The following is an 11,527-nucleotide window of genomic DNA, read 5'->3' on the forward strand; positions in this document are numbered from 1 at the left end:
CGGAAGGAGCCCGCAGCCCCCAGGCCCGCGGGCTCCTTCCGTTGGCTCATCAGGCGAACAGCGCGGCGTCGCGGATCATCGGGTAACGGCGGGGCAGGAAGGCGTCCTGCTCCTGGTCGTACGGGTAGTGCACGGTCCTGCGGACGGTGCCGATGTCGCGCACCTGTTCCATCCCGAGGTAGGAGCGCCGGAAGCGGTCGGCCCAGCTCTCGAAGACGATGGCGTGCCGGGTGGGGCTCTCGTCGCAGGCGCAGATCAGCAGGTCGCCGGCGAGCAGGTCGTCGCGGGAGATCAGCGAGCAGAACGCGGTGAGTTCCTCGATGCTCGTCTGCGGCAGAGCCAGAGCCATGCAGACGAAGCCGGAGCTGTCGGTGCGGTAGCGGCCGTGCTCGTTGGCGAACCGGCGGCCGGGGTGGAAGGAGACCGACGGCCGGAGCCAGCTCTTCGCCCGGACGATCACCTCGTCGCGGGTGATCGGGGGACCCAGGAGGATCGTTCCGGCGGTCGGGTGGGCCATCGTCTTCTCTCTTCGCGTCCGTTGTTTTCCTGACACGAGAAGACTGACGGGCCGGTCTGCACGCGGCCTCCACGCCGCCTACAGGTCCCGGCCCGTTGGAGGGCACCACCTATAAGAATTCTCCAGAAGACCTGTCAGAGATGCTGCCGGACGTGCGCCCGCCACTGCGCCGCACTGAGTTCCCGCAGCTCAACGGCCTCCCGGCCACCTACAGACGCGGCCAGTTCCGCCGCGCGAGCCCAGAGTTCGTCCGAGGACTCGACGGCGGCCAGGTCCCGCAGCGTGCGGGCCTGCCACTGGGGCAGCCCGAGTTGTTCCCAGCGCACCAGGGCGTCCTCCAGCAGTTCGCGCGCCCGGACGTCGTCCCCGAGCGCGAGCGCCGCCTCCCCCATCGTGCGGACGGCGAGCGCCACGCCGAACCGGTCGCGGTGCTGGGCGAACACCTCGTGGCACGTGTCCAGCAGCGCGCTCGCCTCCGCGGCTTTCCCCTGGCGCACCAAGGCTTTCGCGAGTGACTGCCGGGCGTAGGCGGCACCGAGCGCGTCACCGGCACCGGTCAGGATCGCCACGGCCTGCGTGCTCAGGTCGACGGCCGCGCTCTGCTCACCCCTCGCCCGGTGGCAGAGGCTCAGGCCGCGCAACGCGAGTGCCTCACCGCGCTGGTCTGCCCGCTGCCGGTAGAGGACGACGCACCGGCCGAGCGACTCCACCGAGGCGTCGAGGTCGCCGTTCTCGCGGCTGATGGCCCCGAGCCCGTACAGCGCGGCCGCCGCCACGTCCGCGTCCCCCGCCGTGCCGGCGAGTTCGGCGGCCGCGACCAGGTGTGCCGCAGCGGGTTCGGTCTCGCCCAGTTCGCGCAGCACGGTGCCGAGCCCGGCCCTGGCGACGGCCAGCGTGTGCACGTCACCGACGGCCTCCGCGTGCTCGCGCGCCAGGCCGAAGTGCTCCAGCGCGGCCGCGAAGTCGTCCTGCTCGTACTTCAGCTGCCCGAGCCCGGCGTGCACGGTGGCGAGCGCTCCCCTGTCGCCGGACGTGCGCGCGCTCGTGAGTGCGACGTCCAGAACCCGTTGCCAGCCGTCGAATTCGTTGCGCACCGCGAACGGTGATGCCAGCAACGAGACGATGAGCGTCGTCGTCGATCCCATGACACCGAGCTCGTGCGCGCGTTCGATGCTGCGCACCACCGCCGCGGTCTCGGCCTTGAGCCAGCCCGTCGGGTTCTCCTCGACGTCGGCGCTCAGCCGCCAGTCGACCTCGCCGGTGTGCAGACCCGGCGGCCGCAGCCCGAGCGTGACCCGCGGCAGCTTCCGCGCGCCGATCTCCACCAGGTGCATCCAGACCGTCATCATCCGCAGCACGGCCTCTTCGGCGCGTTCGTCGCCCGCCTGTTCCGCGCCGAAGAGCCGGATGAGGTCGTGGAAGCGGTAGCGCACCCGGCCGAGCGGGTCGACCCCGACGACGTCGAGCAGCCGCAGGTCCACCAGGTGCTCGACCACGTCCTCGGCGTCGTCGGCGGAGATCTCCAGCAGCGGAGCCGCGAGCCACGCGCCGAAGTCCGGCAGGTCGAGCAGGGTCAGCAGGTGGAACGCCCTGCGGTGCACCGGTCCCAGCTCGGTGTAGTTGAGCTGGAGGCTGGACCGGATCGCGAGATCGCCGGCCTGGAGTTCGTCGAGGCGCCGCCGTTCGTCGGACAGGCGCCCCGCCAGCACCTTCAACGGCCAGTGCGGCCGCGCCAGCAACTTCGCCGCCGCCACCCTGATCGCGAGCGGAATCCCGCCGCACAACCGCGCGATCGTGCGCGCAGCCTCTGGTTCGGCCGCGATCCGCCGTTGGCCGACGATCCGGCTGAGCATCTGCACGGACGCCTCGACGTCGAAGAAGTCGAGCTCGACGAACTCGGCCCCTTCGAGACCGGTGAGCCGCGACCGGCTGGTGATGATCACCAGGCAGTGCGGCGAGCCCGGCAGCAGGCGCCGCACCTGGTGTTCGTGACTGACGTTGTCCAGCACCACGACCAGACTCCGCCCGGCCACCTTGCGCCGGTACAGCTCGACCCGGTCGGTGAGGTCGTCGGGCAGGTCGGTGTTCGCGACCCCCAACGCGTTGAGCAACCGCCTCAACGCGTCCCGCACGCCCAGGTCCGGATCGGCCTCCCGCAGATCCGCGAACAACTGCCCGTCCGGGTACCGCTCCCGCAGCATGTGCGCGGCGTGCACCGCCAGCGCCGACTTCCCTGCGCCACCGAACCCGGACACCACCACGGTCGCGGTCGCCGTCCGGCTCGCCACCGCGGTCTTCTCCGAGATGCGCCGCATGAGGTCGAGCTGGTCGGCCCGCCCGGTGAAGTCCCCGATGTCGGGCGGCAGGTGCCGGGGCACCGTGTACTGGTCGAGCGCGACGGCCACCGGTGCCTCGGCCACCGCCTCGGCGGGCACCACGACGGCGGGTGCCGCGACCCGTTCCAACGACCCGTTCAGCACGTCGATGTGCAGCTGCTGCAACTTCTCGCCCGGCTCGACACCGAGTTCATCGTCGAGATAGCGCCGCACGTTCTGATAGACGGCCAACGCGTCGGCCTGCCGTTCGCTCTCGTAGAACGCCCGCATCAGCAGCCCGTGTGCCTCTTCCCGGGCCGGGTTCCGCGCGACCAGCCCCGACATCCGCGAGATCACCTCGCTGAAGTGCCGTTGCGCCAACTGACACCGCGCGAGCCCTTCCTCGGCACCGGTCCGTTCCTCGTCCAGCGACAGGGCTTTGGCCCGTGCGAACGGCGCGTCGATCCCGCTCAGCGCGGGCCCGCGCCACAACTCCAGCGCCTGCCGGTAGAGCGACACGGCCTCGGCGTGCTGCTCGGACCGTTCGAGCCGCCGCGCCCGTTCGACGAGCGCCTCGAACGCCTCCAGGTCGCTCTCGCCCTCCTGCACGGCGAGCGAGTACCCGGGAGCCCGCGTCACCAGCACCTGGTCCCGGCCGGTGCTCGCGAAGGCCCGCCGCAACGCCGACACGTAGGTGTGCACGAGCGCGGTGGCGGACCGAGGCGGATCCTCGTCCCACAGATGACTGATGAGCTGCTCGATCGGCACCACCTGCCGCGGCTGCAACATCAGCGCGGCGAGCATGGTCTTCGGTTTCGTTCCCCCCAGCCCGATGGATCTCTCCCCGTCACGGAGATCAACAGGCCCCAGCAGCAGAACACGCACGCCAAACTCCCCAGTTTGTCCGCCGCGCCGCTGACCACACCCCCCTTGCGGGCAACGACGCCATCGCCATGATGCCAGCCGTTCCGCGTTTTGTGACCGGTACGAAGGTTCCTTGACACTCAAGTTACAGGAGCGCCCACACGTCCAGGAGTGGCAACAGATGCAGCTTCTTGTGCACGGATGTCCCCCGCCCGGAACCGCCCCCGGAACGCCGTCGGCGTGACCTCCGCCCGTTGCGCGAAGAACTTCACGAAGTTCGACACGTCGGCGAACCCCAGCCGGGCCGCGATCCCCGCCACCGGATCGTCCCCGTGCGCCAGCAACCGCTTCGCCTCCAGCACGATCCGCCGGTCGATGAACTGCTTGGCCCCGACCCCGGCCGCCTCCTGGGTCGCGCGCGTCAGCGTCCGCGGCGCGTACCCGAGCACCCGCGCGTAGTGCCCGACGTCCCGGATCCGCGCGAAGTCCCGTTCCACGGCCGCCCGAAACCGCTGAAAGGTGTCCGTGTGCTCGGCGGTGACCGTCCCCGCAGGCGTCGCGAGCCGTAACAACAACACGGCCAACAACCGTTGCAGCACAGCGACTCGCACGTGTGCGGGCAAACTCGCGCTCGCGTACTCGTGCGCCAGGTGCCCGAGCGCGAGGGGCAGCGCGGCATCGTCCGCCACCTGCCACGAAGTCCGCCCGAACGGATCGTCCAGGTGCAGCTCGGCGGACGTCGCGGCATCGACCACATCGGACTGGAACAACACCACAGTGCCGGACGCCGCACCAAGATCCCCGAACCGCTGCACCTGTCCCGGCCGCACCCACAACCAGGTGCCGGGGCCCAACGCGTAGTCGGTGAAGTCGACCATGTGCCACAACACCCCTTCCTCCACCGTCAGCAGCAGGTGGAACCCGGGCCGTTGCGGACGCCCCGCCCCCGCGGCGTCGAGCGCCCCTTCCGCACCCCCGAACCTCAGCATGCGGTCCCGCAACTCGCCGATCCCCACCACCTCGACCCCTGCCAGGGCAGCAGGCGGCGGCACAAAGGACACCTCCTGGATGTGTCCGTTTTTCACCATCACCAGACTCCCTAGCACCTGGGCACTGCGCGGTTGAGCTCCTAGATTTCAAGTCGAGCATCAACCAGATGACTGACTTCTACCACGGAAGTGCGCATGACCGCCCGCCTGACCTACGCGTTCGACGCGTACTGCGGCTGGTGCTACGGCTTCGGCCCAGCGCTACGCCAGTTCGCCGCCGACAACACCGGCCGCATCGACCTGCACGTCCTCTCCGGAGGCCTCTTCTCCGGCCCCGGCGCCCGCCCGACCGCGGCCTACCCGCACATCCCGGAGGCCAACAACCGCATCACCGCCCTGACCGGCGTCACCTTCGGCCAGGGCTACCTCGACACCCTCGCCGAGGGCACCACCGTCATGGACTCCACCGCCGCGGCGAAAGCCCTGATCGCCCTGCGCGCCCAGGCCCCCACCCGAGCCCTGGAGCTGGCCCGCGCCCTGCAGGAGGCGTGGTACGTCGACGGCCGGAGTCTGTCCACTCCGGACACCCATCGGATCGTCGCCGAGGCCCACGACCTCGACCCGGCCGCCGTCGTGGCCGCCTTCCAGAACCCGAAGACCGCGGCCGCGGCCAGAACCGAGTTCCGCACACTGCGCCGCCTGGGCGTGGACGGCTACCCGACCCTCCTGCTGCACACCGACACCGGCGTGCACCGCCTCGGCGGCCCGGTCTCCACGGCGGCAGCCCTCACCGAAGCCCTGAACCGCCACCTCTCCCCCGCCCTCTGAGCACGAAGGACACCAGGATGACCACCCTCACCTACACCCTGCTGGACCTGGACTTCCCCGCAGGCCACCAGAACAAGACAGCCGTCCTCGTCGAGGGCGAACACGAGGTGATGCTCGTCGACGCCGGCTTCACCCGAGCGGACGGCCACCGCCTGGTCGCCGCGGTCCTCGACACCGGCAAGCCCCTGACCAAGATCCTGGTCAGCTACGGCGACCCCGACTACTACTTCGGCCTGGACGCACTGGCCGACGCCTTCCCCACCGCCGAAATCCTCGCCACCCCGTTGGTGATCAAGCACATCGACGCCACCTACGAGGGCAAACTGGTCGCGTGGGCCCAGTCCGGCGCCAACCTCCCCACCCGCCAGGTCCCCCTCACCCCGCTGTCCGGCGACTTCGAGTTCGAGGGCCACACCTTCGAACTCAAGGGCGGCCACGAGGGCATCCCCGACCGCAACTGGTGGTGGCAGCCCGAATCCCGCACCGCACTCGGGGGCGTGCTCCTCTTCCAGGACCAACACGTCTGGGTGGCCGACACCCCCACGACCGACGAGCGCAAGGCGTGGATCGCGGCCCTGGACGACATGGCGGCCCACGACCCGGCCGTCACCTACCCGGGCCACCGCATCCCGGGCGGCACCCTCGACACCGCCGCCATCTCCTGGACCCGCGACTACCTCACCACCTTCGACGACGTCCTCGCCACCTCCCCGGACGGCCAGACCGCCACGGACCGCCTCACCGCCACCTACCCGGACGCAGGCCTCCAGGTGGCCGTCCAACTGGGCCCGAAGGTCGCCAAGGGAGAGATGGAATGGCACTGAACGGCGTCCCCTGGGCCGCCCTCCCCCTGGCCCTGCACCTCCCCGGCACCGAGATCAGGCGCCAGGACCACGGCGGCATGGCCGTGTGCCACATCGAACTGGCCGCAGGCACCCACACCGCCCCGGTCTTCGCCGACCTTCCCGGCGACCACTGCGCCCTGCCGCACTGGGGCCACGTGATCGCGGGCCGAATCCGCGTTCACGGCTCCGAACACACCCAGGACTTCGGCCCGGGCGAGTCCTGCTACTGGGCGCCGGGCCACAACCTGGAGGCGCTCACCGACGTCGAGTACGTGGAAATCACCCCGGCCGAGGCCTACGACGAACTGATGGAACACGCGGCCGGTTCACGACAGGACCCCGCTCAAGCCGGCGGCGCCACGCACGACTGATCGCAAGTGGCGCGCAGCACCGGCGGGTCGCCCTGCTCGACGTGCAGGACCGAGATCCGCTTCTCGTGCGGCACCTGCCCGCCCCGGAAGTTGATCTTCCCGCTCTTGCCCTCCAGCACCGGCGGACTGCTCGAATCGGGTGCGGCGTCACCGGCGGCGGGCGTCACCGGGGGACGGCCGATGTCGCTGATCGTCTTCCACAGGTCCCCGGACGACGGCCTGGTGACCGGCAGCAGCTCCTTCATGGCGTGCACGTAGAGGTCGAGCGCGTCGTAGGCCAGCGTCGCCTGACCGTCCACAAAGGACTTCGGGTTGGCGTCGCACTCGGCCTTGAAGATCTGCTGCATCTTCCGGTAGATGTCCTCCTTCGCGGTGCAGTACTCGGAACCGACCGCGAAGGACAGCACGTCGTACGGGACGCTCGGGTGCTTCGTCCGCAGGTCCGGGTCGGCGGCGTAGCGCATGACGTCGTCGCCGGCGAGCACGGTCAGCTGCCCGGAGCAGGTGTCGGCGACGCCGTCCAGCAGGTCGGAGAACTCGCCGGGACGCCCCGCGTAGACGACCAGCGTGTCCGGCGTGCTCTGGCAGAGCCGCTGCCCGACCTCACGGGCGTCGGTGTGGTCCTTTTCGTTGGTGGGCCGGTAGACCAGGTCGGTCAGCACCTCCCTGGGCGTCCCCAGCCGCGCGTCGCCGAACCGGTCGCGGAAGCTCAGGGCGAGGTCCGCGGAGTAGAGGTCGGCGTCGTCCGCCGAACGCACGATCTGGACCTTGTTCTTGCCCGCGTACGCCTTGTTCGCGTACTCGACGGCGACGCGCGCCTCCCGGTCGTTGGTCGGCGAGATCTGGAAGTACCGCGACGACACCCCGGGGAATTCGTTGGCCGACAACGTGGCGGCCACCGTGGGCAGCCCCTGCCTGCCCAGCTTGTCGATCGTGTCCCGGGTCGTCTGACGGCTCTGCGCGAGGCCGAGCACGCCCACGACGGTCTGGTCGCGGCGCATCCAGGTCTTCAGGTGCTCGACCAGCTGGTCGCCGTACTGCATGGTCCGGCCGGCGTTGCCCAGCAACACCTTGATCAACGGGTGGCCGTTGCCGTGCTCGTCCAGCAACCGGCCCTGCATCGCCGCGACGCCCATGAGCCGGGAGGTGTTCGTGGCCAGCAACTCCGGCTGGCCGCTCATGGCCGACACGTACACGACCGTCGCAAAAGGACGGGTCGGCTTGTCCTTGATGGCCTGCTCCACCCGTTCGTTCTGCAGGGCGATCTGGTCCTGCACCCGCATGAAGCGGGTTCTGAGATCGCTGGTTCCGCTGTCGAGCAACGGAATCGCCTTGCTGCTCACACCGACGCAGTCGACGGAGCCGAGCCGGGTCAACGTCTCGAAGTTCGCATCGCTCGGCGACAACCCGCAGTGCCGGTCGCGTTCCGCCGCGGCCGTGGTGATCCGCCAGTACCCGCCCGCCGCGACGGCGGCGAGCAGGATCACGACCACCACCGCGAGGACGGACGTCCGGGACCAGACCGGAGCCGGCCGCACGGTCAGCGGCGACACCTCGTCGGACTTGACCTCGACCGGCGGCACCCGCAGCGGCAGGAACCACGCGGTGGGCCGGCGCCCCCGGCTGTTCGTGGCGAGCTTGCGCGTCCAGGTCTCGTAGGCGCGCCTGCCGTTCTCCACCCCCGCCGGGGCCCGCTCGTCCGCCGCCGCCGCGTCGGGCGGCACCTTCTCGCTGCCGCTGATGATGATCAGCGGGTCGAACGAGCCGGTGTCGTTGCGCACGTCGTTGATCAGCTTCAGCAGCGCGTAGCCGCCGTTGTCGCGGCGGATGCCGTCGAGCAGCACCACCGGGTAGACGGTGCGGCGGGCCGACCGGATCCGCCACGGCGTCCGCCGGTAGTTCCGCCGGACGTCTTCCAGGAACGCGTTGACGAGGAGCTTGGCGAGCTGCGTGCCGTCCTCGTGCGGCTCCGCGGCCCGGCCGGGCGCGAGCGTGCCGGTGAGTCGTTCGGCGAAACCGAGGAACGTGCCGGGGTCGTGCGGCGCGAGGTAGGGCTGGCGCAGCAGCCACCGGTACTCCCGGCCGGGCACCAGACCGCGCAACTTCGCCCGGAACAGGAACGAGGGCAACAACTTCAGCGCCACGCGCGCCCACCACGGCACGGCTTCGGCGGCGGCGTCCAACGCCTCCCGGCGAACCAGTTCGTCCTCGGCGCCGCCACGCAGGTCACGTTCTCGCAACCGGGTCAGCAGGCTCGTGGCCGACTCGGACTCACCGCTTTCGACGGGCTGGTTCATCAACCAGTAGACGAGCCGGAAACGCGGGAACACGTGCCGTCCATAACGCCCGTTGTACGCTTTGGACAGTTCTTGGGCCACGTCGGCCAGTACCGCGCCCACTTCCGCGACCTGGTGCGGCGACGGGTTCTCCCCCTCGACGGCGGAGAACTCGTGGTAAGCGTGCGGAATCCGGCCCGGATAGGCACCGAGCAGGTGAGCACGCAGGGCTTTGAGGAGCCCGGCCGACCCGTTCTCGCGAACCAGGCAGACCAGCGGAATGCCCCTGTCGTTCCTGGGGCGGGCACCCGGCCGCCCTCCCGGCAGCTCGCCGAACCTGGGGCGTTCGGTCAGGTCCTGCACCAGCTTCAGGAGTTCGTCCATGACCTCGACAGACGAGGAAGAGGACGACTCGGCGGCGTTGATCTCGATCACCGTTCTCCTTGTGGCGTGAGGCCGCTCCCGAATTGAGAGAATCCGACTGTAGCCCGCGCTCTGCGCCTGTGTTCACAAAAAAGAAACGTGACCACATATTCCACAGAACCGGGGAATACAGTGCGGGAAACTCGACGGGGCAACCGTTTGCGTTGCATTGGGAGCATTTCGGGAGCACAATCCGCACCGGCAATGCGCAGGTGCTGGCGACTTACCGGTGGACGGCCGGGCCGAGCGCCCGATCGAGTTCCCGTTCCGCCAGCACCATCGCCTTGTGAGCGCCTTCACCGCACGACGGGAATCTCACCCGTTCCACCAGAAAAGCCCTGCGGAACGCGACGACCGAGCGGTCGGGGATCGCACGCGCCGTCGCAAGAAGGGTGCGCGCAGCGGCGTCGCGACTCACCCGATGCGCCGCGGCAGCACGAACGACGAGAGAAAGCCGCCGCACCGGCGGTGGCAACTCGTCCGGCACGTCGGCGAGCAACGCGGCCGCGGCGGTGTGCTGCCCCGTGCTCGACAGCCGGTTCGCGGTGTGGATCAGCTCGGTCGCCGCGTGGGCTCGGGCGTTGATCTCGGTGTAGTGGTCGGCACTCTGCCGCGCAGCCGCTACCGCTCCTTCGAAGTCGTCGAGGTACAACGCCACGACGGCCCGGCGAGCGGCGAGGTCGGCGCGGGCGGTCTGCTGGGTCAGATGTCCGAGGGTGCCGGCCGTCCGCATCTGGGTGGGGTAGGCGTCGCTCGCGAGGTCCAGCATCTGCCCGGCGAGCCGCAGCAGCCCCGGTGAGAGCCGGTGATCGAGCCGAGCCGCCCCGCCCCACGGCAGCGCGACGTGCACCGGCGCGGTCGAGTGCGCGGACTCCGCACCGAGTTCCGCCAGCACGACCGCCAGCCGGGGCAGGGTCGTGTACTGCCACGTCGGCATTCGCCACGTGCGGCGCCGGTAGAGGGTGTCGTTGAGCCATCCCGCCAGCAGCAGGTCCCGCACGTCCGGCGTGGCGCGCACGAGCGTCACCACGTCGGCGGCCTGCCGGTGGAAGCCGTCGCCGTTCCAGCCGGAGAACGCCACGTGGGCGAGCCCGAGCAGAGCGACGCCCACCGCCGGCCCCAGCAGGTCCCCGGCGGGGTGGAACACGCCCCCGACGAGGAACGGCAAGGCGGTGCAGATCATCGTGAGTTGTGGCAGTCCGACGAGAACACGGCTCAACCACACCCTCAGCCACGACACCCGCCATCGGGCGAACCGCGGCCTGCCCACCTTCTCCAGCAGAAGCACGCCGAGCACGACCAGGATCAACGGCACCTCGCTGCCGGACGCGTGCGCCTGCCACCACCGGGAGAGCGCCGCACCGGCCGGACCCGCCGCGATCGCCAGCAGCACCAGGAAGAGCGCGACATCGGTCGTCCGCGCGGCTTTGCGGTGGGAGAGCAGCAATGAACGCCGCGCCCGGTCGGCGAGCAGGAGCGTTCCCCACATCGTCACCGCACCCACGATCCGCGCCCGCGGATCGACACCCGGAGCCGGCACGAGGAACACGAACACCAGCGGCACGACGCACACCAACCGGGCCGCCGCTCCCCAGAACACGTCGCCACCTCTGGGCATCATGCGCAGTCGCTTGGCATCGCGCGAGAACTCGACCAGGAGCGGAACCGGCACCTCCGGCTTCAGCAGGACGTTGCGCAACGCCAGGCCCAGCAGCAACGGCGTGACGAACCACGTGGTGACCGGCGGGTCCCCTCCACCGACGGTCGCCATGATCAACGCGGCGAGCCCGGTGGTCGCCATGCCCGCCAGTCCGGCGATCAGACCCGCCACCACCACGACCGGCGCGGCGAGCCCGGCCACCAGGTCGCTGACCGACGCGAACACCAGGACCACCGCCACCGCGACGTCCAGGACGGAGAGCCGCCGGCCGCGCCGACCGGGGCCGAGCACGTCGCGCAGCCGGATCAGCGCCAGCACCGCGCTCGCCACGAACAGCAGCACGAGCGCCGTCCGCGACGGATCTCCGACGACGATCTCAGCGCCCACCCGAACCCCCACGTCCCGCGATCCCATTGTGGTGGTGATCACGACCAGAGAT

General features: G+C 70.4%; 8 protein-coding genes. 3 read left to right on the plus strand and 5 right to left on the minus strand.

Features of this window, described 5'->3' with window-relative positions:
* Window positions 1-49 precede the first annotated feature (49 nt).
* The 3 genes from JNUCC0626_RS20925 to JNUCC0626_RS20935 form a co-directional block, all read right to left on the minus strand.
* The gene (locus tag JNUCC0626_RS20925) at window positions 50-517 is read right to left on the minus strand and encodes a hypothetical protein (protein ID WP_394621469.1); all 468 of its coding nucleotides are present in this window, start codon (window positions 515-517) and stop codon (window positions 50-52) included.
* Between the two features lie 134 nt (window positions 518-651).
* The gene (locus JNUCC0626_RS20930; protein ID WP_394621470.1) at window positions 652-3,717 is read right to left on the minus strand and encodes an AfsR/SARP family transcriptional regulator; all 3,066 of its coding nucleotides are present in this window, start codon (window positions 3,715-3,717) and stop codon (window positions 652-654) included.
* Between the two features lie 119 nt (window positions 3,718-3,836).
* The gene (locus JNUCC0626_RS20935; protein ID WP_394621471.1) at window positions 3,837-4,784 is read right to left on the minus strand and encodes a helix-turn-helix domain-containing protein; all 948 of its coding nucleotides are present in this window, start codon (window positions 4,782-4,784) and stop codon (window positions 3,837-3,839) included.
* A 96-nt stretch (window positions 4,785-4,880) separates the two neighbouring features.
* Between JNUCC0626_RS20935 and JNUCC0626_RS20940 the strand changes: the two genes are divergently transcribed.
* Genes JNUCC0626_RS20940 through JNUCC0626_RS20950 form a run of 3 tightly spaced genes read left to right on the plus strand, consistent with a single transcriptional unit; the run spans window position 4,881 to window position 6,729 of the window.
* The gene (locus JNUCC0626_RS20940) at window positions 4,881-5,513 is read left to right on the plus strand and encodes a DsbA family protein (RefSeq protein WP_394621472.1); all 633 of its coding nucleotides are present in this window, start codon (window positions 4,881-4,883) and stop codon (window positions 5,511-5,513) included.
* Between the two features lie 17 nt (window positions 5,514-5,530).
* The gene (locus JNUCC0626_RS20945) at window positions 5,531-6,337 is read left to right on the plus strand and encodes an MBL fold metallo-hydrolase (protein ID WP_394621473.1); all 807 of its coding nucleotides are present in this window, start codon (window positions 5,531-5,533) and stop codon (window positions 6,335-6,337) included.
* Window positions 6,328-6,729: a hypothetical protein gene (locus JNUCC0626_RS20950; RefSeq protein ID WP_394621474.1), complete on the plus strand. Its 402-nt coding sequence runs from the start codon at window positions 6,328-6,330 to the stop codon at window positions 6,727-6,729. Before JNUCC0626_RS20945 ends, JNUCC0626_RS20950 begins: the two co-directional genes overlap by 10 nt.
* Here the strand turns inward: JNUCC0626_RS20950 and JNUCC0626_RS20955 are convergent.
* Window positions 6,702-9,440 carry a hypothetical protein gene (locus JNUCC0626_RS20955; protein WP_394621475.1) on the minus strand — a complete coding sequence of 913 codons (2,739 nt, stop codon included), beginning with the start codon at window positions 9,438-9,440 and terminating at the stop codon, window positions 6,702-6,704. The genes JNUCC0626_RS20950 and JNUCC0626_RS20955 overlap by 28 nt on opposite strands.
* 211 nt (window positions 9,441-9,651) lie before the next feature.
* On the minus strand, window positions 9,652-11,517 hold the full coding sequence (locus tag JNUCC0626_RS20960) for a hypothetical protein (RefSeq protein WP_394621476.1): 1,866 nt from the start codon (window positions 11,515-11,517) through the stop codon (window positions 9,652-9,654).
* Between the last annotated feature and the right edge of the window lie 10 nt (window positions 11,518-11,527).

This window comes from Lentzea sp. JNUCC 0626, assembly GCF_043632865.1.
In the GTDB taxonomy this organism is placed as follows: Bacteria; Actinomycetota; Actinomycetes; order Mycobacteriales; family Pseudonocardiaceae; genus Lentzea.